This is a genomic window from Kosakonia sp. 1610 (assembly GCF_050435845.1).
Classification (GTDB): Bacteria; Pseudomonadota; Gammaproteobacteria; order Enterobacterales; family Enterobacteriaceae; genus Kosakonia; species Kosakonia cowanii.
The window spans coordinates 468,611-494,228 of sequence record NZ_JBNDKZ010000002.1 but is presented as its reverse complement, the minus strand read 5'-3'; the positions used below and the strand labels follow the sequence as shown (position 1 = coordinate 494,228).

21 protein-coding genes and 7 tRNA genes are annotated in these 25,618 nt (G+C 56.2%); 3 read left to right on the top strand and 25 right to left on the bottom strand.

Annotation, left to right across the window (positions count from 1 at the left end; genetic code table 11):
• From holA to leuS, 3 genes are read right to left on the bottom strand one after another with little or no spacing between them, the layout of a single operon-like run.
• Positions 1 to 1,032, bottom strand: a complete 1,032-nt coding sequence (holA, locus tag ABIC80_RS10305) for a DNA polymerase III subunit delta (RefSeq protein ID WP_042715225.1) — start codon at positions 1,030 to 1,032, stop codon at positions 1 to 3.
• A complete protein-coding gene (gene lptE, locus ABIC80_RS10300; protein ID WP_200135154.1) occupies positions 1,032 to 1,601 on the bottom strand; it encodes an LPS assembly lipoprotein LptE in 570 nt (189 codons plus the stop codon). The genes holA and lptE overlap by 1 nt, the downstream gene beginning before the upstream one ends.
• 14 nt (positions 1,602 to 1,615) lie before the next feature.
• Positions 1,616 to 4,198 (bottom strand): leucine--tRNA ligase, encoded by a 2,583-nt coding sequence (leuS, locus tag ABIC80_RS10295; protein ID WP_429176942.1) that lies wholly within the window; start codon positions 4,196 to 4,198, stop codon positions 1,616 to 1,618.
• Between the two features lie 233 nt (positions 4,199 to 4,431).
• Between leuS and ABIC80_RS10290 the strand changes: the two genes are divergently transcribed.
• Positions 4,432 to 4,914: a zinc ribbon-containing protein gene (locus ABIC80_RS10290; protein ID WP_054804213.1), complete on the top strand. Its 483-nt coding sequence runs from the start codon at positions 4,432 to 4,434 to the stop codon at positions 4,912 to 4,914.
• A 42-nt stretch (positions 4,915 to 4,956) separates the two neighbouring features.
• Here ABIC80_RS10290 and ABIC80_RS10285 read toward each other — a convergent pair whose 3' ends face one another.
• The 9 genes from ABIC80_RS10285 to miaB all read right to left on the bottom strand — a co-directional run bounded on the left by ABIC80_RS10285 (position 4,957) and on the right by miaB (position 14,287).
• Positions 4,957 to 5,682 carry an amino acid ABC transporter ATP-binding protein gene (locus ABIC80_RS10285; RefSeq protein WP_023479949.1) on the bottom strand — a complete coding sequence of 242 codons (726 nt, stop codon included), beginning with the start codon at positions 5,680 to 5,682 and terminating at the stop codon, positions 4,957 to 4,959.
• Entirely contained in the window at positions 5,682 to 6,356 is a 675-nt protein-coding gene (gltK, locus tag ABIC80_RS10280; protein ID WP_023479932.1) for a glutamate/aspartate ABC transporter permease GltK, read from the bottom strand. The genes ABIC80_RS10285 and gltK overlap by 1 nt, the downstream gene beginning before the upstream one ends.
• 2 nt (positions 6,357 to 6,358) lie before the next feature.
• Positions 6,359 to 7,099, bottom strand: coding sequence for a glutamate/aspartate ABC transporter permease GltJ (gene gltJ, locus ABIC80_RS10275; RefSeq protein WP_023480005.1), 741 nt, complete (start codon positions 7,097 to 7,099; stop codon positions 6,359 to 6,361).
• Positions 7,100 to 7,257: 158 nt separating this feature from the next.
• Positions 7,258 to 8,178: an amino acid ABC transporter substrate-binding protein gene (locus ABIC80_RS10270; protein WP_023479987.1), complete on the bottom strand. Its 921-nt coding sequence runs from the start codon at positions 8,176 to 8,178 to the stop codon at positions 7,258 to 7,260.
• Positions 8,179 to 8,684: 506 nt separating this feature from the next.
• Positions 8,685 to 10,223: an apolipoprotein N-acyltransferase gene (lnt, locus tag ABIC80_RS10265; RefSeq protein ID WP_429176939.1), complete on the bottom strand. Its 1,539-nt coding sequence runs from the start codon at positions 10,221 to 10,223 to the stop codon at positions 8,685 to 8,687.
• A 5-nt stretch (positions 10,224 to 10,228) separates the two neighbouring features.
• Positions 10,229 to 11,107: a CNNM family magnesium/cobalt transport protein CorC gene (gene corC, locus ABIC80_RS10260; protein ID WP_124971495.1), complete on the bottom strand. Its 879-nt coding sequence runs from the start codon at positions 11,105 to 11,107 to the stop codon at positions 10,229 to 10,231.
• Between the two features lie 103 nt (positions 11,108 to 11,210).
• Positions 11,211 to 11,678 carry an rRNA maturation RNase YbeY gene (gene ybeY, locus ABIC80_RS10255; RefSeq protein ID WP_429176936.1) on the bottom strand — a complete coding sequence of 156 codons (468 nt, stop codon included), beginning with the start codon at positions 11,676 to 11,678 and terminating at the stop codon, positions 11,211 to 11,213.
• The gene (locus tag ABIC80_RS10250) at positions 11,675 to 12,721 is read right to left on the bottom strand and encodes a PhoH family protein (RefSeq protein WP_023479981.1); all 1,047 of its coding nucleotides are present in this window, start codon (positions 12,719 to 12,721) and stop codon (positions 11,675 to 11,677) included. The genes ybeY and ABIC80_RS10250 overlap by 4 nt, the downstream gene beginning before the upstream one ends.
• 141 nt (positions 12,722 to 12,862) lie before the next feature.
• A complete protein-coding gene (gene miaB, locus ABIC80_RS10245; protein WP_429176934.1) occupies positions 12,863 to 14,287 on the bottom strand; it encodes a tRNA (N6-isopentenyl adenosine(37)-C2)-methylthiotransferase MiaB in 1,425 nt (474 codons plus the stop codon).
• A 173-nt stretch (positions 14,288 to 14,460) separates the two neighbouring features.
• Between miaB and ubiF the strand changes: the two genes are divergently transcribed.
• Positions 14,461 to 15,633, top strand: a complete 1,173-nt coding sequence (gene ubiF, locus ABIC80_RS10240; RefSeq protein ID WP_367163375.1) for a 3-demethoxyubiquinol 3-hydroxylase — start codon at positions 14,461 to 14,463, stop codon at positions 15,631 to 15,633.
• Between the two features lie 34 nt (positions 15,634 to 15,667).
• On the opposite strand, the gene ABIC80_RS10235 is transcribed toward ubiF, so the two are convergent.
• The 13 genes from ABIC80_RS10235 to nagB form a co-directional block, all read right to left on the bottom strand.
• Positions 15,668 to 16,252, bottom strand: a complete 585-nt coding sequence (locus ABIC80_RS10235; protein WP_429176931.1) for a hypothetical protein — start codon at positions 16,250 to 16,252, stop codon at positions 15,668 to 15,670.
• Between the two features lie 122 nt (positions 16,253 to 16,374).
• Positions 16,375 to 16,449, bottom strand: a tRNA-Gln gene (locus ABIC80_RS10230).
• A 34-nt stretch (positions 16,450 to 16,483) separates the two neighbouring features.
• Positions 16,484 to 16,558, bottom strand: a tRNA-Gln gene (locus ABIC80_RS10225).
• Positions 16,559 to 16,602: 44 nt separating this feature from the next.
• Positions 16,603 to 16,679, bottom strand: a tRNA-Met gene (locus tag ABIC80_RS10220).
• A 28-nt stretch (positions 16,680 to 16,707) separates the two neighbouring features.
• A tRNA-Gln gene (locus ABIC80_RS10215) sits at positions 16,708 to 16,782 on the bottom strand.
• A gap of 38 nt (positions 16,783 to 16,820) precedes the next feature.
• Positions 16,821 to 16,895, bottom strand: a tRNA-Gln gene (locus tag ABIC80_RS10210).
• A 23-nt stretch (positions 16,896 to 16,918) separates the two neighbouring features.
• Positions 16,919 to 17,003 (bottom strand) — tRNA-Leu (locus tag ABIC80_RS10205).
• A gap of 9 nt (positions 17,004 to 17,012) precedes the next feature.
• Positions 17,013 to 17,089, bottom strand: a tRNA-Met gene (locus tag ABIC80_RS10200).
• A 219-nt stretch (positions 17,090 to 17,308) separates the two neighbouring features.
• The gene (gene asnB, locus ABIC80_RS10195) at positions 17,309 to 18,973 is read right to left on the bottom strand and encodes an asparagine synthase B (protein ID WP_128483390.1); all 1,665 of its coding nucleotides are present in this window, start codon (positions 18,971 to 18,973) and stop codon (positions 17,309 to 17,311) included.
• Between the two features lie 256 nt (positions 18,974 to 19,229).
• Positions 19,230 to 19,982 carry an HAD-IIA family hydrolase gene (locus ABIC80_RS10190; RefSeq protein WP_023479994.1) on the bottom strand — a complete coding sequence of 251 codons (753 nt, stop codon included), beginning with the start codon at positions 19,980 to 19,982 and terminating at the stop codon, positions 19,230 to 19,232.
• 42 nt (positions 19,983 to 20,024) lie between these two features.
• Positions 20,025 to 21,245, bottom strand: coding sequence for a DNA-binding transcriptional regulator NagC (nagC, locus tag ABIC80_RS10185; RefSeq protein ID WP_042713659.1), 1,221 nt, complete (start codon positions 21,243 to 21,245; stop codon positions 20,025 to 20,027).
• Positions 21,246 to 21,254: 9 nt separating this feature from the next.
• Positions 21,255 to 22,403 carry an N-acetylglucosamine-6-phosphate deacetylase gene (gene nagA / locus ABIC80_RS10180; protein ID WP_094420475.1) on the bottom strand — a complete coding sequence of 383 codons (1,149 nt, stop codon included), beginning with the start codon at positions 22,401 to 22,403 and terminating at the stop codon, positions 21,255 to 21,257.
• 59 nt (positions 22,404 to 22,462) lie between these two features.
• Entirely contained in the window at positions 22,463 to 23,263 is an 801-nt protein-coding gene (nagB, locus tag ABIC80_RS10175) for a glucosamine-6-phosphate deaminase (RefSeq protein ID WP_042713656.1), read from the bottom strand.
• A 327-nt stretch (positions 23,264 to 23,590) separates the two neighbouring features.
• On the opposite strand from nagB, the gene nagE reads away from it, so the two are divergent.
• Positions 23,591 to 25,618, top strand: a complete 2,028-nt coding sequence (gene nagE, locus ABIC80_RS10170; protein ID WP_429176928.1) for an N-acetylglucosamine-specific PTS transporter subunit IIBC — start codon at positions 23,591 to 23,593, stop codon at positions 25,616 to 25,618.

The window sequence follows — 25,618 nt, the reverse complement described above, 5'->3', positions numbered from 1 at the left end:
TCAACCATCAATAAAGATGTCAGCGAGGGCTTTGTGACAGAGTAGCAGAGAGAGCCCCTCCAGCTCCGCCCAAACCGACTGACCGTAATCCTGCTTGACGATCAGCTCAATACGGCTCAGCAGATGCACTGCCTGGCGAAGCTGATCGGCACTCAGCCGGTTCAGCGCCTCAGTGGTCGCGCCGCGGCGGTTTTGCCACACCCGGTGCTTATCAAACAGCGCGCGCAGCGGCATCTGCGTCATCTGGCGTTTCAGCGTGACCAGCAGCAGCAGCTCGCGCTGCACGGTACGCAGCAGGATCACCGGCTCGCACGCCTCCAGCCGCAGCTGGGTCAGAATATGTAACGCGCGCTTGCTCTTACCGGCCAGCAGGGCATCGACCCAGTGAAACGGTGTGAAGTGCGCGGCATCGTTAACCGCCTGCTCGACGCGGGGCAGGGTGAGCTTACCGTCGGGCCACAGCAGCGCCAGGCGTTCGAGCGCCTGCGCCAGCGCCAGCAAATTCCCCTCGTAGCAGTAGCAGAGGAGTTGATTGGCGGCGTCGTCCAGTTCCAGTTTGTTCTGTTTTGCCCGTGCTGCCACCCAGCGTGGCAGGTTCGCCTGTTCGGGCGTCTGGCAACTGACCTGCACCACCTGCGTATTAAGCTGGCTAAGCCAGGCGGCGTTCTCCTGCGCTTTGGTAAGCTTATTGCCGCGCACAATCAGGATCAGATCCTCATGCAGCAGGCCAACCAGCTTTGCCAGCTGTTCGTTCATCGCGGCGTTCGGGCCGTTATCCGGCAGCTGTAACAGCAGGGTTTGTCGGCTGGCGAACAGGCTCAGCGCCTGGCAAATAGAGAAGATGGCATCCCAGTCGGTGCTGGCATCAAGCGAAAAGGTGTGGTGTTCCGTGAAGCCTTGCGTAGCGGCAACCTGCCGCACTGCATCCTGGCTCTCTTGCAGCAGTAACGGGTCGTTACCGAGCAGCAGATAGGCCGCGCGCAGCCCTTCATTGAGCTGTGCGCGGAGTTGTTCCGGATAAAGCCTGAGCATTAGCTACCTGGCGTTGCCGGGGCGGGCTTTACGCGTGAGGATGAAGATATCTCATTTTGCGTGTTTTTTTCGTCCGCCGTGCGCACGCTCGGCAACTGGCGAATAAGCTGCTCTGCGGCTTTGTTGTACATCTCCTGAACGATAATTTCCTGCTCGGCCGCTTTTGCCAACGCCTTCTGCGGGTTATCGAAGAATGACCGGTACACTTTGGTGCTGATCGGATAGATATCGTGACCCGGGATCAGCACCGATGCGGTAACAGTCAGCACCATCTGATACTCTGCAGCCTGACCATTCTGGAACACGGATGCAGTATCATTCCCCATAAACACCGAGCCCAGACGCAGCGACGGCACATCCTGTCGCGTTGTGCTCTCATCCAGCAGCGTGACGCCATTGAGGCGCAGCTGGCTACGGATAGCGCGGCTCAGCGGTCCATTTGGATCGCCGGAGTTAAAGATCATCGTTTTCATTTCCGGCGGCACCTGAGTTGTGTTGCGCAGATGCCAGCCACATCCAGCGGTGACTAGCACCGCCAGGGTTACGAACAGTGTTGCCAGATATCGCACGCTTCCTCCCGCGCTTAACCAACGACCAGATTGAGCAGTTTGCCCGGTACATAAATCACTTTACGTACGGTAACGCCCTCAAGATATTTCGCCACCAGGTGCTCCTGGCCTGCGCGTTCACGAACCTGTTCTTCTGTCGCATCGACGGCGACGGTAATTTTACCGCGCACTTTGCCGTTGACCTGAACCACCACCAGCGTGGTGTTTTCAACCATCGCTTTCTCGTCGGCAACCGGCCACGGCGCGTTATCGATGTCGCCTTCGCCACCCAGCTCCTGCCACAGCGTGAAGCTGGCGTGCGGGGTGAACGGGTTGAGCATACGCACCACGGCCAGCAGCGCTTCCTGCATCAGAGCGCGATCCTGCTCGCTCTCCTGCGGCGCTTTCGCCAGCTTGTTCATCAGCTCCATGATCGCCGCGATGGCGGTGTTGAAGGTCTGACGACGGCCGATATCATCGGAGACTTTGGCGATGGTTTTATGCACATCGCGGCGCAGCGCCTGCTGATCGTCATTCAGCGCAGCCAGATCCAGCGGCGCAACGGCACCCTGGGCGGTGTGTTCGTAGACCAGTTTCCAGACGCGTTTCAGGAAGCGGTTTGCCCCCTCAACGCCGGACTCCTGCCACTCCAGCGTCATATCTGCCGGGGAGGCGAACATCATAAACAGGCGCACGGTATCCGCGCCGTAACGCTCTACCATCTCCTGCGGGTCGATGCCGTTGTTTTTCGACTTCGACATCTTGCTCATACCGGTGTAGACCAGCTCATGGCCTGCGGCATCGGTGGCTTTCACGATACGGCCTTTCTCGTCACGCTCGACGGTAGCTTCTTTCGGTGACACCCAGTTACGCTCGCCGCTTTCGCCGAGGTAGTAGAAGGCATCTGCCAGCACCATGCCCTGACACAGCAGTTGTTTGGCCGGTTCATCAGAGTTGACCATGCCCGCATCGCGCATCAGCTTGTGGAAGAAGCGGAAGTAGAGCAGGTGCATGATGGCGTGTTCGATACCGCCGATATAGATATCAACCGGCAGCCAGTAGTTCGCCGCGTTCGGGTCCAGCATCCCTTCGTTGTACTGCGGGCAAGTGTAGCGCGCATAGTACCAGGAGGACTCCATAAAGGTGTCGAAAGTATCCGTTTCGCGCAGCGCAGGCTGGCCGTTAACGGTGGTTTTCGCCCACTCCGGATCGGCTTTGATCGGGCTGGTAATGCCGTCCATTACCACATCTTCCGGCAGGATCACCGGCAGCTGGTCTTCCGGCGTCGGCATCACGGTGCCATCTTCAAGGGTCACCATCGGGATTGGCGCGCCCCAGTAACGCTGACGGGAAACGCCCCAGTCGCGCAGACGGAAGTTCACCTTACGCTCACCGACGCCTTTCTCTGCCAGCTTGTCAGCAATGGCGTTGAAGGCGGCGTTGAAATCGAGACCGTCGAACTCGCCGGAGTTAAACAGCACGCCTTTTTCGGTCAGCGCCTGGGCGCTGAGATCCGGCTCGCTGCCGTCGGCATTCAGGATGACCGGTTTGATATTCAGCTGATATTTGCTGGCAAACTCGTAGTCGCGCTGGTCGTGACCCGGTACGGCCATCACCGCGCCGGTGCCGTACTCCATCAGCACAAAGTTTGCCGTCCAGACCGGAATCGCTTCGCCGGTCAGCGGATGAATCGCTTTCAGGCCGGTATCGACGCCTTTTTTCTCCATCGTCGCCATTTCGGCTTCCGCGACTTTGGTGTTGCGGCATTCATCGATAAAGCTCGCCAGCTCCGGGTTGCTCTGGGCAGCCTGCTGCGCCAGCGGGTGACCAGCGGCAACGGCCAGATAGGTCACGCCCATAAAGGTGTCCGGGCGGGTGGTGTAAACGGTCAGCTTCTCGTCGCTGTTCTGCACATCAAAGGTGATCTCCACCCCTTCAGAACGGCCGATCCAGTTACGCTGCATCGTTTTCACGGTATCCGGCCAGTGATCCAGTTTATCCAGATCGTTCAGCAGCTCGTCGGCATAGGCGGTGATTTTGATAAACCACTGCGGGATCTCTTTACGCTCAACTTTGGTATCACAGCGCCAGCAGCAGCCGTCGATAACCTGTTCGTTAGCGAGTACGGTCTGGTCATTCGGGCACCAGTTCACCGCAGAGGTTTTTTTGTAGACCAGCCCTTTTTTATAGAGCTCGGTGAAGAATTTTTGCTCCCAGCGGTAATATTCCGGGGTGCAGGTCGCCACTTCACGGCTCCAGTCGTAGCCGAAGCCCAGCATTTTGAGCTGGTTTTTCATGTAGGCGATATTGTCGTAGGTCCACGGCGCAGGGGCGGTTTTGTTTTTCACCGCGGCGCCTTCAGCCGGCAGGCCAAACGCATCCCAGCCAATCGGCTGCAGCACGTTTTTACCCAGCATGCGCTGGTAGCGGGCGATCACATCGCCAATGGTGTAGTTACGGACGTGGCCCATGTGTAGTCGGCCAGAAGGATAGGGAAGCATCGACAGGCAATAGTATTTCTCTTTGCTCTCGTCTTCGGTGACCTCGAATGTGCGCTTTTCTTCCCAGTGACGCTGTACGGTGGATTCTATCTCTTCCGGGCGGTATTGCTCTTGCATGGCAGCCAGTAGTCCTGTTTTTGCTACAGCTACAAATGTAGCGTTAATAGGTGGTTTTTAGTCGGCATAGCATAGCCCAAACGCCAGCCTCAAAACAGCCTTTCCGAAAAGCGCTGGTGAAATAGCCCTTCTCTGCGCCACATCACTTTTTCATCACGCAACAGACGGCTCGGCAGAGGCGGGGGAAATTAACGTCTATCATTAAAATGAATCACTTAACCGGAGGCGAAACGATGAACAAGGTTGCGCAATTTTACCGTGAACTGGTCGCTTCACTGACCGAGCGCCTGCGTAATGGCGATCGCGATATTGACGCATTGGTTGAACAGGCTCGCCTGAGGGTCACACAGACCGGTGAGTTAACGCGAACCGAGACGGATGAGTTAATGCGCGCCATTCGTCGCGATTTGGAAGAGTTCGCCCGCAGCTACAACGAAAGCCAGAGTGAGGTCACCGACGGCGTTTTTATGCGGGTGATTAAAGAGAGCATCTGGCAGGAGCTGGCGGATATTACCGATAAAACCCAGCTGGAGTGGCGCGAGGTATTTCAGGATCTCAATCACCACGGCGTCTATCACAGCGGGGAGGTGGTCGGGCTGGGGAACCTGGTTTGCGAGAAGTGCCATTTCCATCTGGCGGTCTACACGCCGGATGTGCTGCCGTTATGCCCGAAATGCGGCCACGATCAGTTCCAGCGCCGTCCGTTCGAACCTTAACAGCCAGCGCCTGCCCACATCGCGCGGGCAGGCGTAAGGAGATTAATGCAGGATCTTGGCGAGGAAGTCTTTTGCACGATCCGATTTCGGATCGTTAAAGAAGGCGTCCTTCTCTGAGTCTTCGACGATTTTCCCTTCATCCATAAAGATCACGCGGTTCGCCACTTTACGGGCGAAGCCCATTTCGTGGGTTACCACCATCATCGTCATCCCTTCGTTTGCCAGTTCGACCATCACGTCGAGCACTTCGTTGATCATCTCCGGATCGAGTGCCGATGTCGGTTCATCAAACAGCATCGCTACCGGATCCATGCAGAGCGCACGGGCAATCGCCACGCGCTGCTGCTGACCACCTGAAAGCTGCGCCGGGAACTTATTGGCGTGCGCCGTCAGACCAACGCGCTCCAGCAGCTTCAGCCCTTTGTCACGCGCCGCCGCTTTATCGCGTTTCAGTACTTTCACCTGCGCCAGCGTCAGGTTTTCGATAATCGACAGGTGCGGGAAGAGCTCAAAGTGCTGGAACACCATCCCGACGTGGGAGCGCAGCTCTGCTAGGTTGGTCTTCTTATCATTCACTTTGGTGCCGTTGACCAGGATCTCGCCTTTCTGCACCGGCTCAAGGCCATTGACGGTTTTGATCAGCGTCGATTTACCGGAACCCGACGGGCCGCAAACTACTACCACCTCGCCCTTTTTCACTTCGGTGGAGCAGTCGGTCAACACCTGAAAGTGGCCATACCATTTCGAAACATTTTTCAGGGAAATCATTAGACGGTCCTTTTCTTCAGCCAGCTGACCAACAGCGAAGCACTCAAACTGATAACAAAATAGACAGCGCCGGCAAACAGGATCATCTCGACCTGCGTACCGTCACGCTCGCCAATCGTGGAGGCCGTGCGGAAGAAATCCGCCAGGCTCAGGACATACACTAACGAGGTGTCCTGGAATAAGACGATGCCCTGGGTAAGCAGCAGCGGCACCATGGCGCGAAACGCCTGCGGCAGAATAATCAGCTTCATCGACTGCCAGTGCGTCATGCCGAGCGCCAGCGCCGCGCTCGACTGCCCGCGGGAGATACTCTGGATCCCGGCGCGGATAATCTCCGAGTAGTACGCCGCCTCAAACATCGAGAAGGCGACCATCGCGGAGATAAGCCGGATATCGGTTTTCGGCGACAGGCCCAGCACGTTTTGCAGGAAACCCGGCACGATCAGATAAAACCACAGCAGCACCATCACCAGTGGAATCGAGCGGAAGACGTTAACGTAGCTTTTGGCGAACCAGCGCAGCGGCGCGAAGGTCGACAGACGCATCACTGCCAGCAGCGTGCCCCAGACGATACCGAACACAATGGCGATGGCGGTGATTTTCAGCGTCACCAGCAATCCCGCCCACAGATAGGGGAGGGAAGGGACGATTGAACTCCAGTCAAACTCATACATCGTTATTTGCCTCCCATATTGCCCGGCAGGCGGATTTTGCGTTCAACCAGGTTCATCACCAGCATAATCACGGCGTTAATCACCACGTAAGCGAGGGTAATGGCGGTAAAAGATTCCCATGCGTGGGCGGAATAATCGAGCAGCTTGCCCGCCTGCGCCGCCATATCCACCAGACCAATGGTCGAGGCGATGGCCGAGTTTTTCACCAGGTTCATCATCTCGGAGGTCATCGGCGGAACGATCACGCGGTAGGCATTCGGCAGCAGCACGTAACGGTAGGTTTGCGGCAGCGTCAGGCCCATCGCCAGCCCGGCATTTTTCTGCCCGCGCGGCAGCGACTGGATTGCGGCGCGCACCTGCTCGCAGACGCGAGCGGCAGTAAACAGCCCAAGGCAGACCATTGACGAGAGGAAGAACTGGATGTTGGGATCCAGCTCCGCCTTAAACCACATGCCGATATCTTCCGGCAGCAGCTCCGGTACCACGAGATACCAGGTAAAGAACTGCACAATCAGCGGCACGTTACGGAACAGTTCCACATATAAGGTGCCGATCCCGGAGAGGAAGCGGTTGGGAACGGTGCGCAGGATGCCAAACAGAGAGCCGACCAGGAAGGCGATAATCCAGGCCGTCACCGACAGGGCGATGGTGACCTGAAAACCGCTCCATAACCAGCCAAGATAGGTGGTGTTGCCGAACGGGGCCTGTTGCAGGAATATTCCCCAGTTCCAGTCTATGGACATAAATCTACTCCAGAAAAAAAAGGGTAGCAGCGCTACCCTCGAAGATTGTGTGAAGTGCGAATGTTCACGCTGAGTGGGGAACGGCCACTCAACGCATAGTCTGTCCGTGCAGCTTCGACAATCGAGAGGGCAGGTAAACCCGCCCCTAATGGTTGTAATTAGTTCAGAGCTTTGTCATTCGGTTCTTTGAACAGCGCTTTCATATCGTCAGAAAGATCGAAGTTCAGGTTCATGTTTTTCGGTGGAATCGGGTTTTTAAACCACTTAGTGAACGATTTTTCCGCCGCGCCTGAGGTCTGGTACTGCGCGATGGTTTCATCCATCAACTTTTTAAATTCCGGGTCGTTTTTACGCAGCATACAGCCGTAAGCCTCTTTCGACTGCGGCGTGCCGACGATCTCCCAGTTATCCGGTTTCTTCGCCTTCGCGCGCTCGCCGGCCAGCAGGGCATCATCCATCATAAAGGCCACCGCGCGACCGCTCTCCAGCGTACGGAAGGAGTCGCCGTGATCTTTCGCGCTGATGATGCGCATATCCATCTTCTTCTCGTCGTTCAGCTTGTTAAGCAGGATCTCGGAGGTGGTGCCGGAGGTCACAACCACGGCTTTGCCTTTCAGGTCGGCGAAATCTTTGATCGGGCCGCCTTTTTTGGTCAGCAGACGGGTGCCAACCACGAAAATGGTGTCAGAGAAGGCTGCCTGTTTCTGGCGCTCGACGTTGTTAGTGGTGGAGCCGCACTCAAAATCGAAGGTGCCGTTTTGCAGCAGCGGAATGCGGTTCTGCGAGGTGACAGGGATCAGCTTAACGGCCAGATCCGGCTTGTTGAGCTTCTTCTTCACCGCTTCAACGATAGCGTTGGAGTAGTCTTGTGAATAACCGACAACTTTCTGTGCGTTGTCGTAATAGGAGAACGGTACGGAAGATTCACGGTGACCGACGACGATAACGCCGTTTTTGGCAATTTTATCCAGCGTCGATTGCTGAGCCGCTGCGTCGGCAGGCTTCGCCTCTTCGGCGTGTGCCAGACCGGCGGACAGTCCCATCACCAGCATGGCGGCGGCCAGTTTACGTAATTGCATATCCAGACTCCTTTATCGTCAGTGCGTAAAGCACAGTGATACCCGTTGTGTTGTTGTTATGTGCTGCTACATATTCGTGCAGTGTCGTGTGTGTTTGTTACATTTAGTCTGGCTTAATGTAAAGAATTTGCTGCGGTATTGTTTATTTTTGCGAGGCGCGCCGCACCGTTTAGAGGCAAAAATCTCACATTGCACCAGAATAGTGCTGCGACCGTTCCCTGCCGGTGCGACCCGTTTACGCACGGGCAGATTTGGTCGTTACAGGGTAGATATAAGCAAGCGGCATGCCAGTTTGGTGGATGCAGAAGAAATTGCCGGATGGCGGCGTACGCCTTATCCGGCCTACGGGGAAGTACAAAATTTTGTAGGCCGGATAAGCGCAGCGCCATCCGGCAAAGATATGAGACCACTGCCGGATGGCGGCGTACGCCTTATTCGGCCTACGGGGAAGTGCGAAATTTGTAGGCCGGATAAGCGCAGCGCCATCCGGCAATCTAAGGCAGAAATTAACGACGACGTTGACGCAGGCCCAACACCAGCGCGGCAAAGCCCAGCAGAACCGTGATAATCCACACCGGCCAGTTACCCATTCGCGCATACGGCGTTAACCCGCTGGTGGGGGTGACTTTCGCCGTCAGCACCTCGCGGGTGAACTGCGGCAGCATCGCCTGGATCTCCCCCTGCGGCCCAATCACGGCGGTAATGCCGTTATTGGTGCTGCGCAGCAGCGGTCGCGCCAGCTCCAGAGAACGCATACGCGCCATCTGGAAGTGCTGCCATGGCCCAATTGACTTACCAAACCAGGCATCGTTGGAGATGGTCAGCAGGAAGTCGGTGTCCGGACGGAAATTATCCTGCACCTGCTCGCCGAGGATAATCTCGTAGCAGATCGCCGCTGTCAGCTTTAACCCATGAGCCGAAAGCGGTGCCTGCACATAAGGCCCGCGGCTAAAGGAGGACATCGGCAGATCGAAGAAGGGCGCGAGTGGTCGCAGAATCGACTCCAGCGGCACAAACTCGCCAAACGGCACCAGGTGGTTTTTGTTGTAGCGATCCGTTGAGCGATAGCTGTACGGGCTGCCGGTCCCCAGCGTAATCGCCGCGTTGTAGGTGTCGTAGCGATTCTGTTGATTGAGACGCGCATCAACAATACCGGTAATCAGCGTGGCATTGTTCGCCCGCAGGGTTTTATCCATCTGGTTGAGAAAACCCTGCTGGTTAATCTCCAGATCCGGGATTGCCGACTCCGGCCAGATAATCAGCTGCGATTTGCCCAGCACCTGTTCAGTCGCTCCGGCATAAATCTTCAGCGTATTGAGCAACTCACCCGCATCCCACTTCATCGACTGCGGAATATTGCCCTGCACCATCGTCACCTGGGTGGTGCGATCCGGCAGCAGCTGATACCACTGAATAAAACGCAGCGGGAAGGGGAGGGCGAAGAGCACAACCGCCGTCGCCAGCGGACGCCAGTTACGGGTTGCCAGCGCCAGCACCAGCAGGCCGCTCACCACCATCAGCAGGATGTTAATCGACTCGACGCCGAGCACCGGTGCCATGCCTTTCAGCGGGCCATCAATCTGGCTGTAGCCAAACTGCAGCCACGGGAAGCCGGTCAGTACCCAGCCGCGCAGGAACTCGGTGATCTGCCACACCACCGGCGCGGCAACCGCCACGCGCAGCCAGCTGGTTTTTGGCCACAGGCGCGCGAGCAGGCCGGCAAACAGGCCGGTATAGAGCGAGAGATAAGCCGCCAGCAGCGCGACGATAAAGACATTGATGGGGCCAGGCATGCCGCCAAATTGCGCGATGCTGACATAGACCCAGTGCACGCCGCTGCCAAACAGGCCCAGCCCCCAGGCGTAGCCAATCCAGGCGGCCTGTAACGGACGGCGGTTAAGGGTTAAGCCCTGCAGGCCCATCAGGGAGAGAAGCGCGGCGGGCCAGAGGTCATAAGGTGAAAAAGCCAGCGTTCCGCTGGCTCCGAACAGTAACGCCAGCAGCAGACGGACGCGCTGGCGCTCAAACAAGGCGGCAAATACCATTTACATTACTCATCCAGTTTCGGTTGCGGAGAATCATCCGGCATTCTGACATGGACCTGAATAATACGTCGACTGTCTGCCATAGCGACTTTGAATTGGTAACCATCAATGTCGATAGATTCGCCGCGCGCGGGGAGGTGACCAAACGCCTGCATCACCAGACCGCCAATGGTATCGACCTCTTCATCGCTGAAGTGGGTACCGAAGGTGTCGTTAAAGTCTTCAATCGGCGCCAGCGCGCGCACCGTCCAGGTGTGACGGCTCAGCTGGCGGAAATCGATATCCTCTTCTTCGTCATACTCATCTTCGATTTCGCCGACGATCAGCTCAAGAATATCTTCGATAGTGACCAGACCGGAGACACCACCAAACTCATCAATAACGATAGCCATGTGGTAGCGCTGGGAACGGAACTCTTTGAGCATGCGGTCAACGCGTTTGCTCTCCGGTACCACCACTGCCGGGCGTAACACTTTTTCCATGCTGAATGCTTCGGCATCGCTGCGCATAAACGGCAGCAGATCCTTGGCCATCAGAATCCCTTCGATATGATCTTTGTCTTCGCTAATGACCGGGAAACGCGAGTGGGCAGACTCGATAATGACATCGAGACACTCGTCCAGCGTCTGGTTGCGTTTCAGGGTGATCATTTGTGAACGGGGGATCATGATGTCGCGTACGCGCTGGTCCGCAATATCCATCACCCCTTCGAGCATGTCGCGCGTATCTTCATCGATAAGCTCGTTCTGCCCGGAGTCTCGGATCAGAGCCAGTAATTCATCACGGTTTTTCGGTTCGCCGTGAAAGAGCTGGCTGAGTAAAAGGGAGAAGAATCCCTTTTTGCTGGTGGTGTTGTCGCTACTGTGTGAGTTATCGTCGCTCATGGCGTCGTGTGGGTTCTCATGTTGGTTGAATTGTCGCTCGTCACGCGTAAACTCAGCGCCGGACGGCATTTTGTGCCAATGCGCCAGCGAACTGGCGCACAGACTACTCCTTCTCGGAAATGTACGGATCCTCATAGCCCAGAGCAAGCATTATCTCTGTCTCGATCCCTTCCATCTCTTCCGCTTCCTCATCCTCGATATGGTCATACCCCAGCAGGTGTAAGCTGCCGTGGATCACCATATGCGCCCAGTGGGCTTCGAGGGGTTTAACCTGTTCGCGCGCCTCCTGCTCAACCACCTGGCGGCAGATGATCAGGTCGCCCAGCAGCGGCATTTCGATGCCGGGCGGCGCTTCGAACGGGAAAGAGAGCACGTTGGTCGGCTTATCTTTCCCGCGATAGGTCAGGTTCAGCTCGTGACTCTCTGCGCTGTCGACCAGACGGATGGTCACTTCCGCTTCCGGCTGAAACTGCGGGATCACCGCATCCAGCCACGCCTGAAACTGTGCTTCATCCGGCAGACCGTTGTTATCTTCGCAGGCCAGCTGTAAATCGAGGATCACCTGACTCATTTCTGCTCCTGATCCTGGGCTTCGCGCTTACGCTCGGCGGCCAGTTCTGCTTTCCGTTTCTGCTCCGCTTCTTCCCAGGCTTCATAAGCGATAACAATGCGTGCTACCACCGGGTGGCGCACCACGTCTTCGCTGTGGAAGAAGTTAAAGCTGATCTCATCGACATTCGCCAACACTTCGATAGCGTGGCGCAGGCCCGATTTGGTGCTGCGCGGCAGGTCAATCTGTGTGACGTCGCCGGTGATCACCGCTTTCGAGTTGAAGCCGATACGCGTCAGGAACATCTTCATCTGTTCGATGGTGGTGTTCTGGCTCTCATCGAGAATGATAAAGGCATCATTCAGGGTGCGACCGCGCATATAGGCGAGGGGGGCAACCTCAATGACGTTGCGCTCCATCAGCTTCTCAACGCGCTCAAAGCCGAGCATCTCGAACAGCGCGTCATAGAGCGGGCGCAGGTAAGGATCAACCTTCTGGCTGAGATCGCCGGGCAGGAAGCCGAGCTTTTCACCCGCTTCCACCGCCGGGCGGGTCAGCAGAATGCGACGCACTTCCTGGCGCTCAAGCGCATCCACTGCGGCTGCGACCGCGAGGTAGGTTTTACCCGTACCCGCCGGGCCAACGCCGAAGGTGATGTCATGATCGAGCACGTTAGCGATGTACTGCGCCTGGTTCGGCGTGCGTGGCTTGATAACGCCGCGCTTGGTCTTGATGTTGACCGCTTTACCGTACTCCGGCACGCTCTCGGCGCTCTGCTCCAGCACGCGCGCTTCTTTGATCGCGAGATGGATCTGGTTCGGCTCGATATCCTGGGTCTGACCGCGCATCGGCGCAGTGTCGACATAAAGCGTGTGCAGAATATCGGCAGCCGCATTGACGCAAATTTCGCGTCCGGTGAGTTTGAAGTGATTATCGCGGCGGTTGATTTCGATGCCCAGTCGCCGCTCCAGTTGTTTGATGTTGTCGTCAAACGGGCCGCACAGACTTAGCAGACGTGCGTTGTCCGCTGGCTCAAGGGTGATTTCACGCGTATCTATGTTCAAACTGTTCCTCTTTGATATGTGTCGCCATAGCGTCTCTCTGGCAAGTATTTACGGCATAGCCAGAAGTCGCAAGCATCAGACAGCATGTTGGGGTGATCGCGGGGAAAAGCAAGGCCTGCCAGAAATGGCAGGCCTGAGGTTTTACGGCTGATAAGTACCTACGCCAAGCTCGTTCTCTTTACGGGTACGGGCGATCACCGAAGCCGGAGATTCTGCAACGCGCAGCCCCATCTCCTCTTCGGTACGCACCAGCATGCCGCGCAGGGAGTTGGTATAAACATCCACGATCTCGACGTCGACAAACTTGCCGATCATCTCCGGCGTGCCTTCGAAGTTCACCACGCGGTTGTTCTCGGTACGCCCGGACAACTCCATGATGCTCTTACGCGAAGTACCCTCCACCAGAATACGCTGCGTGGTGCCCAGCATGCGGCGGCTCCAGGCCATCGCCTGCTGGTTAATACGGTCTTGCAGGATATAGAGACGCTGCTTCTTCTCTTCATCCGGCACGTCGTCAACCATATCGGCAGCCGGGGTGCCCGGACGCGCAGAGAAGATAAAGCTGTAGCTCATGTCAAAATTGACGTCGGCAATCAGCTTCATGGTCTTCTCAAAGTCGTCGGTGGTTTCGCCCGGGAAGCCGACGATAAAGTCAGAGCTGATCTGAATATCGGGGCGCGCCTCGCGCAGCTTACGAATGATCGCTTTATACTCCAGCGCGGTGTGGGTACGTCCCATCAGGTTCAGTACGCGGTCGGAACCGCTCTGCACCGGCAGGTGCAGGAAGCTCACCAGCTCCGGCGTATCGCGATAGACATCAACGATATCGTCGGTGAACTCAATCGGGTGGCTGGTGGTAAAGCGAATACGGTCGATGCCGTCAATCGCGGCGACCAGGCGCAGCAGATCGGCAAAAGTGCCGGTTGTGCCATCATAGTTTTCCCCGCGCCAGGCGTTAACGTTCTGGCCAAGCAGGTTCACTTCACGCACGCCCTGCGCCGCCAGTTGGGCGATCTCAAACAGGATGTCGTCGGAAGGACGGCTCACCTCTTCACCGCGGGTGTAAGGCACCACGCAGTAGGTGCAATATTTGTTGCACCCTTCCATGATCGAGACAAAGGCGGTCGGGCCTTCGGCGCGCGGCTCCGGCAGGCGGTCGAATTTTTCAATTTCCGGGAAGCTGATATCGACGACCGGGCTGCGGTTGCCGCGCACGGAGTTGATCATCTCCGGCAGACGGTGCAGGGTTTGCGGCCCGAAAATGATGTCGACATAGTGGGCGCGCTGGCGAATGTGATCGCCCTCCTGCGAGGCCACGCAACCGCCGACGCCAATAATCAGCTCCGGGTTTTTCTCTTTCAGCAGCTTCCAGCGACCCAGCTGATGGAAAACCTTCTCCTGGGCTTTTTCGCGGATTGAGCAGGTATTGAGCAGCAGCACATCCGCTTCTTCCGCAACCTCGGTCAGTTGATAGCCGTGGGTGGCATCCAGCAGATCGGCCATCTTTGATGAATCATATTCGTTCATCTGACAGCCCCAGGTTTTAATATGGAGTTTTTTTGTCATCGACTTGCTCTTGCGTAAGTTCGTATACCCGGAGTATGACGGGTATAAGCCAGGATTGCAGGCCGCGTATTGTAATGCTTTGGTTGCGCCCTGACCAGTATGACGGTTGGCGGGGCGGCAAGAGCGCAAAAATCCGGTAGACTTAGGCCATTCATCTAAAAGGACACTTCGCCATGACAAATCACTCCACAGAGGTCGCTATTGTTGGCGGCGGTATGGTCGGCGGGGCGCTGGCGTTAGGGCTGGCGCAACAGGGTTTTGCCGTCACGGTAATTGATAAACAGATCCCCGCCCCCTTTGATGCCAGCGCGCCGCCGGATGTGCGCATCTCGGCGATCAGCGCCGCTTCGGTCGAGCTGCTGCGCGGATTGGGCGTCTGGGAGAGCATCGAGGCGATGCGTTGCCACCCCTACCGACAGCTGGAGACGTGGGAGTGGGAAAACGCGCATGTGCTGTTTGACGCCAGCGAGCTGAAGCTGCCGCTGCTCGGCTATATGGTGGAAAACAGCGTTCTGCAGTACGCCCTATGGCAAGCGTTGCAGGCGCATCCGCAGGTGACGCTGAGTACCGGGACGCTGAGCGGGCGTGAAGCCAGTGAGGGCAGCCAAACCCTAAGTTTTGAAAATGGCGATACGTTAACGGCACAACTGCTGATTGGCGCGGATGGCGCCAACTCCTGGGTGCGTCAGTCTGCGGGCATAGGTATTCACGCCTGGCAGTACGATCAAGCCTGCATGCTGATAAGCGTCGAGTGTGAGCAGGAGGCGGGCGAGTCAACCTGGCAGCACTTTACGCCGAACGGGCCGCACGCCTTTTTACCGCTTTATGATCGCTGGGCGTCGCTGGTTTGGTACGACACGCCTGCGCGCATTCGCCAGTTACAGACCCTCTCCATGACGCAGCTGGAGCAGGAGATCGCCCGCAACTTTCCGCCGCGGCTGGGGCGCGTTAAAGCGGTCTCTGCGGCGTCGTTCCCGCTGGTGCGTCGTCATGCGCTGAAATATGTGCAGCCGGGGCTGGCGCTGGTGGGCGATGCGGCGCACACCATTCATCCGCTGGCAGGGCAGGGTGTCAATCTTGGTTATCGTGATGTTGATGCGCTGCTGGATGTGCTGTCGCGCGCCCGCAGCCACGGCGAAGCCTGGGCCAGCCGCGAGGTGCTGCAACGCTATCAGACGCGGCGCAGGGCGGATAATTTCATTATGCAGAGCGGGATGGATCTCTTTTATGCCGGGTTCAGTAACGATCTTGGCCCGCTGCGCGTGTTACGCAATATTGGCCTGATGGCGGCAGAGCGCGCCGGAGGGTTGAAACGCCAGGCGCTGAAATACGCCTTAGGCCTGTAAGAAAGTGCGAGCGACAGGGCGCTCGCGCATACCGTTACGGCACCGCAAGCACCCTGTCGAGTGCCGTCTTCACCTGTTTGTTGTCAACGAAATAGGCCTGATAGCCTGTTGTCGCATCAATCTCCTGCAACGCCCATTTCCCTGCGTGCACGTCGCTGATGGCACGCGCTGTGCGGTAGAGCGGTATCAGCAGCAGAACCAGCATGGTGCCTGCCGCCAGCCCTTCATAACTCATCAGCGGATTGGCGCGCGCCTGGTCGATCAACATCGCGATGGCTGCGAGTTGCATCAGCGCTCTTGCCATAAAACCTCGCATAAAAAACTGGCGCAGCCGCTCAGGCGTGGCGAAACAGGGGTTTTTCAGCGAGGCGCGCTTCTCATGCACCGGGATCCCCTGCACGTAGACCATCCACTCCTCGCGCTCTTTTATCAACGTTGCTTTGCCGTTCTCGCTCAGGATATGCAGGCGCATGGAGACCAGCACCGGAAACAGCAGCCCGATAACCAGAAAATAGAGGATTGGCGCGGTCAGGCCGAGAAATGTTGCAGCAATAACCGCGAACACCAGCAGCAGGTGATAGGGAGAGTAAAACCACAGAGCCGTAGTTTGGTAATTCATGGTGCGCACCCGACGGGGGAAAGATGGCTCAAATTAGCATGCCGTTCAGGCGCTTAACAGCTACTGATTGTCAGGAGGCAGAAAACAAAAAAGCCCGCCGAAGCGAGCTTTTTTGTTTTGATTGGCTGGGGTACGAGGATTCGAACCTCGGAATGGTGGAATCAGAATCCACTGCCTTACCGCTTGGCGATACCCCAAAAGTGCGCTTGCCGGAACAAACGTCTTTGAAGTTGGCTGGGGTACGAGGATTCGAACCTCGGAATGGTGGAATCAGAATCCACTGCCTTACCGCTTGGCGATACCCCAACAAATCTTTTTCGGTTTAATGCCTGAGCATTACGCCTTGAATATGGTGGCTACGACGGGAATCGAACCTGTGACCCCAGCATTATGAGTGCTGTGCTCTAACCAGCTGAGCTACGTAGCCAAATTTTACTGCTTACCCAGTCATCGACTGGCTGGGGTACCTGGATTCGAACCAGGGAATGCCGGTATCAAAAACCGGTGCCTTACCGCTTGGCGATACCCCAACGACTAACGCGTTATCACGCAGGAGTCGAAGAAGAGATGGCTGGGGTACCTGGATTCGAACCAGGGAATGCCGGTATCAAAAACCGGTGCCTTACCGCTTGGCGATACCCCATCCGTGCAACGCTTCTTTGGGAATGGTGCGGGAGGCGAGACTTGAACTCGCACACCTTGCGGCGCCAGAACCTAAATCTGGTGCGTCTACCAATTTCGCCACTCCCGCAAAAAAAGATGGTGGCTACGACGGGAATCGAACCTGTGACCCCAGCATTATGAGTGCTGTGCTCTAACCAGCTGAGCTACGTAGCCATCTTTTTTTCGCGTTACCTTATCGGCGTTGCGGGGCGCATTATGCGTATTGAGCCTGAGAGCGTCAACACCTTTTTCATCGAAAATTGCCGGAATGTGACTGTTTGGTTAGGTTGCGAACAGCATGTCGCTTTATTCAGCAAAAAACGATTTTCTGCGTGAAATCAGCGACACAAAAACAACAGGCCCCGCAGGGCCTGTATGCATAACCATCGCTCATCAGTAGGCTGACTGGTGAACACCAATAGCGCGGCCCGATGGATCGTTCATGGTTTTGAACGCTTCGTCCCATTCGAATGCTTTAGCCGATGAACAGGCTACGGACGGACCGCCCGGCACACACTCGGCGGCACTGGCGACCGGGAACAGCTCTTCAAAGATTTCACGGTACAGATAAGCCTCTTTCGACGAAGGGGTGTTATACGGGAAGCGGTAGCTGGCGGTCGCCAGTTGCTGATCCGTCACCTGCTGCGCCGCCACCTCTTTCAGGGTGTCGATCCAGCTGTAGCCCACGCCATCGGAGAACTGCTCTTTCTGACGCCACGCCACGCTCGCCGGAAGGTAGGATTCAAAACATTCGCGAAGGATATGTTTTTCCATCTTACCGTTGCTGCCGCACATCTTATCCTGCGGGTTAATACGCATCGCCACGTCGAGGAAGTTTTTATCGAGGAACGGCACGCGCGCTTCCACGCCCCAGGCAGACATCGCTTTGTTGGCGCGGGCGCAGTCAAACATATGCAGCGCCTGCAGTTTACGCACCGTCTCTTCGTGCAGCTCTTTGGCATCCGGCGCTTTATGGAAATAGAGGTAGCCGCCAAACACTTCGTCAGAACCTTCGCCGGAGAGCACCATTTTGATGCCCATCGCTTTGATTTTGCGCGACATCAGATACATCGGCGTCGAGGCGCGAATGGTGGTTACGTCATAGGTTTCAATGTGATAGATCACATCGCGGATCGCATCCAGACCTTCCTGCACGGTGAAGTGAATTTCATGGTGTACGGTGCCGAGATGGTTCGCCACTTCCTGCGCCGCTTTCAGATCCGGCGCGCCCTTCAGGCCGACGGCGAAAGAGTGCAGTTGCGGCCACCAGGCTTCTGATTTCTCCTGGTCTTCCACGCGGCGGGCGGCGAATTTTTTGGTGATCGCAGAGATAACCGAGGAGTCCAGCCCGCCGGAGAGCAGCACGCCGTAGGGCACGTCGGACATCAGGTGGCTCTTCACCGCATCTTCCAGCGCCTGGCGCAGTGCCTCTTTGTCAGTAACGTTATCTTTTACGGCGTCATAAGAGAACCAGTCGCGCTGATAGTAGGAGCGGATTTCGCCCTCTTTGCTCCACAGATAGCTGCCTGCCGGGAACTCTTTAATGGTGCGGCAAACCGGCACCAGCGCCTTCATTTCAGAAGCAACATAGAGGTTGCCGTGTTCGTCATGGCCCATATAGAGCGGGATGATGCCGATATGGTCGCGGCCAATCAGGTAAGCATCCTGTTCACTGTCGTAAAGCACGAAGGCAAACATGCCCTGCAATTCGTCGAGGAAGGCCGGTCCTTTTTCCTGATAGAGCGCGAGGATCACTTCGCAGTCGGAGCCGGTCTGGAAGGCGTAGCGGTCGCCGTACTCTGCGCGCAGCGCCTGGTGGTTATAAATTTCACCGTTAACGGCCAGCGCATGTGTTTTTTGTTGGTTATAGAGTGGCTGTGCACCGGCGTTGACGTCGACAATCGACAGACGCTCGTGGGAGAGAATCGCTTTGTCACTGGCATAAACGCCGGACCAGTCCGGGCCGCGGTGGCGCATCAGACGGGATAATTCGAGCGCTTTTTTACGTAATTCGCCTGCGTCGGTTTTGATATCCAGTACGCCAAAAATTGAACACATAGACTTCTCCGTTAACCTTGAGGGCATTGCTGTAATGTTGTGTGCTTGTAGCCAAAATGCCGCAAAAGGCGGGCAGGGCGCAAGCCTTTTAGCGGCAGGAAATGAAAAAGTGCAACGGTGATTAATGAATGCTGAAAATTGCGTATGTATTGCGCTGGTTTATTGATGATTCTTCAAAATTAAGCGGTGTTTATTAAACGAAGCGGTTTTTTGTGGCGGCAAAAATAAAAAACCACGCCCAACGGCGTGGTTACGTTCAGATAACATCAATTTCGGCGACCGAGGGGTAAATCCACGATGGCCTGAACGGCATGCTGTCGATATCGTCGAGCCGCGAGACGCCGGAGAGCACCAGGATGGTCTCCAGACCGGCCTGGAAGCCAGCCAGAATGTCGGTGCGCAGGTTATCGCCGACAATGACCGTCTGCTCCGAGTGTGCCTGCATGGTGTTCAGCGCGGCGCGAATGATCCACGGGCTCGGTTTGCCAACGTAGAAGGGCTTGCGGCCGGAGATCTTCTCAATACCCGCGCAGAGCGCGCCGCAGGCAGGATAGAAGCCGCGGCCGTGCGTGTCCGGGTTGGTCGCGATAAAGCGCGCGCCGTTGGCGACGAAGAAGGCCGCACGGTGCATCATCTCCCAGTTATAGGAGCGGGTTTCGCCGACGATGACAAAATCCGGGTTGATGTCGGTAATGGTAAAGCCAGCTTTATAAAGCTCATGAATCAGTGCGCCTTCGCCGACGACATAGGCTTTTTTCCCCTCCTGTCGCTTGAGGAAGTCTGCCGTTGCCATCGCCGAGGTGTAAAAGACGCTGGCGGGCACATCAATTCCCGCCGAGGCAAAACGGTTAGCCAGATCCTGACCGGTCTGAGAAGGGTAGTTAGTCAGCAATACCAGCGGCATCTCTTTTTCAAGGATGCGGGTAACAAACTCGGCAGCGCCGGGAACGGCAACGTTATCGTGCATCAGCACGCCATCAATATCGCAGATTACATTCTGAATGGTCATGGAGTGTCCGGATAAAAAAATAAGTGTTAACTATAAACCCTGTCAGTTTTCCAGCAACCGCTGGAGCAGCAGACCGTTCAGCATCGCCCGTTTCACCAGCGCGAAGGCGCCAATCGCAGAGCGGTGATCGAGGGTGGAGGGCACAACCGGCAGATTTTTGCGAAACGCCTTCAGTGACTGCGTGTTGATACAGGCTTCAATGGCGGGCAGCAGGATCTTTTCCGCTTCAACAATCTCACCGGCAATCACCACTTTTTGCGGGTTGAAGAGGTTAATGGCGATAGCGATAGTTTTGCCGAGATGACGCCCGACGTACTCAATCACTTCGCAGGCCAGCGCATCGCCTTTGTTAGCGGCTTTGCAGATAGCCTTGATTGAGCAATCCTCCTCTTTCAGGCGGCTCTGATAACCCTGCTGTAACAGATGGCGGACTCGCTGCTCAATGGCGGCATTGGCGGCAATCGTCTCCAGGCAACCGAAGTTACCGCAGTGGCATCGTTCGCCGAGGGGTTCTACCTGCACGTGACCAATTTCGCCGACGTTACCGTTGCGACCGATAAAGATGCGGCCGCTGGAGATGATCCCGGCACCGGTGCCGCGGTGCACGCGCACCAGAATGGAGTCTTCGCAATCCTGGCTTGCGCCAAAATAGTGCTCGGCCAGCGCCAGGCTGCGAATATCGTGCCCAACGAAACAGGTCAATTTGAAGCGCTTTTCCAGCGCCTCAACCAGCGCCCAGTTCTCCACCTGAATATGCGGCATATAGCGGATTACGCCGCTCTCCGGATCGACCAGCCCCGGCAGGATCACCGAAATGGCAATCAGCTCGCGGATTTTACGCTGGCTGGCGTCGATAAACTGGCTGATGGTGTTGAGCAGCGCGTGCTCCAGCGTCTCCTGGGTGCGCTCCGGCAGCGGATAGTGCTCTTCGGCCAGCACCTTGCTGCTCAGATCGTAGAGCGTGAGGGTGGTGTCGTTGCGCCCGAGGCGCACGCCGATGGCCTGAAAATTGCGGGTTTCGGTAATGATGGAGATGGCGCGGCGGCCCCCGGTGGAGGCCTGCTGATCGACTTCTTTGATCAGCCCGCGTTCAATCAGCTGACGCGTGATTTTTGTCACGCTGGCGGGTGCAAGCTGGCTCTGCTCGGCAATCTGTATGCGTGAGATGGGGCCGTGTTGGTCAATCAGGCGGTAAACCGCCGCACTGTTAAGCTGTTTTACGAGGTCAACGTTACCAATTTGAGCTTGTCCGCCTGATGTCATACCGTCTCTTTATGCAGTGGCGACCTCGTTACCATTAACGATGGTCTTGATAATTTCATAATCACGCGTAAATGCGGTCAGGTTCGCCACCTTGCCTGCGGCGAGAGTGCCCAGCTTTTTGTCAACGCCAATGGCGCGAGCCGGGTAGAGCGTGGCCATACGCAGCGCTTCATCGAGCGCAATACCGACATGCTCGACCAGGTTACGCACCCCTTCGATCATCGTCAGGGCCGAGCCGCTCAGCGTTCCGTTTTCATCTACGCACAATCCATTCCGGTAGTATATTGTTTTGCCAGCAAAAATGAACTGATCAATATGTGCACCTGCGGGCGCGGTTGCATCGGTAACCAGACAGAGCTTGTCTCCCTTCAGCCGCTTCGCATTGCGAATATTAACGTAGTCGACATGCAATCCATCGGCAATCACGCCACAGTAAACATCTGTGTCATCAAGCACGGCGCCCGCCAGCCCCGGCTCGCGCCCGGTGATGTATGGCATGGCATTATAGAGATGAGTGGCGAAGGTGATACCGGCGCGGAAACCGGCTTTCGCCTCGTTCAGCGTGGCGTTGGAGTGACCGGCGGAAACGACAATCCCCGCGTCGGCAAGCTTGCGGATCACCTCGCATCCCGCTACTTCCGGGGCTAAGGTGATTTTTGTGATCACATCCGCGTTTTGACATAAGAAATCGACCAGCGCCGCATCCGGTTTACGCACGAAGTCCGGATTGTGGGTGCCTTTCTTGATGATATTGAGCCACGGCCCTTCCAGATGCAGGCCCAGCGCCTGGTTCGGGTATTTTGCGAGGTAGTCGCGCATCACCTGCACGCCCTGCTTCATCAGGTCATCGCTGGTGGTAATCAGCGTCGGCAGGTAGCTGGTGCAGCCGGATTTCTCGTTAGCGCGCTGCATGATCTCCAGCGTCTCAACACTGACGGCCTCGGCGGTATCGTTAAACTGCACGCCGCCGCAGCCGTTGAGCTGCACATCAATAAAACCAGGGGCGAGGAGGGCACCATTCAGCGATCGTTGTTCAATATCCGCTGGTAGCTCAGCCTGTGGGCAAAGGCGTTCAATCAGGCCATCGGCTACAACGAGCGCATGGTCATCCAAAATTTCATGGCCGGTGAAGATTCGGCAATGAGTTAAAGCATACATAACAACCCCCGGTTAACGATGAGTGCCGCTCCGCAGTGGCCTGCGAAGCGGAAACAGACTTACAGACCTTTAATATTTTCCGCTTCTAACTCGTTGAAGTATTTCAGCGTTTTGACTTTTAGCTCCATCGTGGACGGCTCGTCGCAGACGATGACCGCTTTCGGATGCAGCTGCAGGCAACTGATGGTCCACATATGGTTGACGTTACCCTCAACGGCCGCCTGCAGTGCCTGCGCCTTAACGTTGCCCAGCACCAGAATCATCACCTCTTCGGCATCGAGCAGCGTGCCGACGCCTACGGTCAGGGCATATTTTGGCACCTGATTAACATCGCCGTCGAAGAAGCGCGAGTTCGCTATACGGGTATCGTGGGTCAACGTTTTAATACGGGTACGCGATGCCAGCGACGATGCCGGTTCGTTAAAAGCGATATGACCATCGTTGCCCACACCGCCCATAAACAGGTGAATTTTGCCGTAAGCGCGAATTTTTTCTTCGTAACGACGGCATTCTGCGTCAATATCGGGCGCGTTTCCATCGAGCAGGTTAATGTTTTCAGCAGGAATATCAACGTGATCGAAGAAATTACGGTGCATAAAGCTGTGGTAACTCTCCGGGTGATCCTTCGGCAGGCCAACATATTCGTCCATGTTAAAGGTGACGACATGCTTAAAGCTGACCTGGCCCGCTTTGTGCATTTCAACTAATGCTTTGTAGGCCGTAAGCGGCGTTCCGCCCGTTGGCAGGCCAAGTACAAAAGGACGATCGGCGGTGGGGTTGAATGCGTTAATGCGGTTGACGATATGGCGGGCGGCCCATTTACCGACCTGTTCAGCTGTCGCCAGGGGAATCAGTCTCATTGTTCACCTCAAAGTTTAATGAAAAGCATTGGCGGTGCGCCTTCTGGCTCAGCGTTAAGCGTAACCTGGTTTCGTCATAAGAAGGGAGCGATCCGCTTTGATATTTTTGATCTTAAAATAAGTTTTTGTTGTTTGCCAGTATTGAGGAGTGGTGATAACGATAGTTAGTGATTTTAATCACAGAAAATGCGTGTTTAATTTGCGAGGCGAATTAATTTTGCAGACACTTCGTCAGGTAGTGGAAAAACAGGCATCAGTTCAGGGTTCGTTACACAATAAAAAACAACTGTTTCAGTGGGCTCACGTTGAGCTCATAGGGGGAATAAAGTGAGTATTTTAGGCTATTTACAGAAGGTTGGCCGCGCGCTGATGGTGCCGGTCGCCACGCTGCCTGCGGCAGCGATTTTGATGGGGGTCGGCTACTGGATCGACCCTGTTGGTTGGGGGAGCCAAAACGCCCTGGCCGCGCTGTTTATCAAATCCGGTTCGGCGATCATCGACCATATGGGCGTGTTGTTCGCGGTCGGCGTCGCTTATGGGATGTCCAAAGATAAAGATGGCGCTGCGGCGCTGGCCGGTTTCGTCGGCTTCCTGGTGTTAACGACCCTCTGCTCGCCTGCCGCGGTGTCGATGATTCAAAAAATTCCGCTGGATCAGGTACCTGCGGCCTTTGGCAAAATTGAAAACCAGTTTGTCGGTATTCTGGTCGGGATCATCGCCGCTGAGCTTTACAACCGCTTCAGCACCGTCGAACTGCCGAAAGCGCTCTCCTTCTTTAGCGGCCGCCGTCTGGTGCCGATCATCACCTCGTTTGTGATGATTGCTGTGGCCTTTATCATGATGTTTATCTGGCCGGTGGTCTTTAGTGGCCTGGTTAGCTTCGGTGAACATATTCAGAAACTCGGCTCCATCGGCGCGGGTGTTTACGCCTTCTTCAACCGTCTGCTGATCCCGGTCGGTCTGCATCACGCCCTGAACTCGGTCTTCTGGTTCGACGTTGCGGGTATTAACGATATCCCTAACTTCCTCGGCGGCGCGCAGTCTATCGAAGCCGGTAAAGCGACGGTGGGGATCACCGGGCGTTATCAGGCGGGCTTCTTCCCGATCATGATGTTCGGCTTGCCGGGTGCGGCGCTGGCGATCTATCAGTGCGCGCGTCCTGAGAACAAAGCCAAAGTGCTGGGGATCATGATGGCTGGCGCCTTTGCCGCCTTCTTTACCGGCATCACCGAGCCGCTGGAATTCTCCTTTATGTTCGTGGCGCCGGTGCTGTATGTCATTCACGCCATTCTGACCGGTATCTCCGTCTATATCGCAGCCAGCATGCACTGGATTGCCGGTTTCGGCTTCAGCGCCGGGCTGGTGGATATGGTGCTCTCCTCGCGTAACCCGCTGGCGACCCAGTGGTGGATGCTGATCCCGCAGGGTCTGGTGTTCTTTGTTATCTACTACGTGGTATTCCGCTTCACCATTAAGCGATTCAACATGTTGACCCCGGGCCGTGAACTGGCTGTCGCCGGGGATGAAACCGATGGTCAGGATGTCAATATCAGCGCTAACAGTGAGCAGGATGTCAGCGGCCTGGCGCGTCAGTATATTGCTGCCGTCGGCGGCTCGGCGAACCTGACCGGTATTGATGCCTGTATTACCCGTCTGCGTCTTAACGTGAATGACTCTTCTCTGGTCAACGAAACGATGGCGAAACGCCTTGGCGCAACTGGCGTGATTCGTCTTAATAAAACCAGCGTGCAAATTATCGTCGGCTTTGTGGCTGAGAAAATTGCCAACGCGATGAAAACGGCAGGGGATGTCCCGGCAGCGGCAAGCAGTAGCGCAGCGCCGGCTCAGGCCGCGCCAGTAGCCGCCGCAAAACCGCAGGCGGTGCCGAATTCAGTCGTGATTGCTGAGCTCTTATCGCCGGTTACTGGTGAAGTGGTGGCGCTGGAGCAGGTGCCGGACGAAGCCTTTGCCAGCAAAGCGGTAGGCGATGGCGTGGCGGTAAAACCGACCGACAAAACCGTGGTATCTCCGGCAGCTGGCACAATTGTGAAAATCTTCAACACCAACCATGCGTTCTGCCTGGAGACCGAAAAAGGCGCCGAGATCGTTGTCCATATGGGCATTGATACGGTTGCGCTGGGCGGCCAGGGCTTTACCCGTCTGGTGGAAGAGGGCGCAGAAGTGGTTGCTGGTCAACCGATCCTCGAAATGGATCTGGCATACCTCAATGCCAATGCCCGCTCAATGATTAGCCCGGTTGTCGTCAGCAATATTGATGATTTCAGTGGTCTTGTCATTAAGGCGCAAGGCCATGTCGTTGCGGGTCAGACGCCGTTATACGAAATTAAAGGCTGA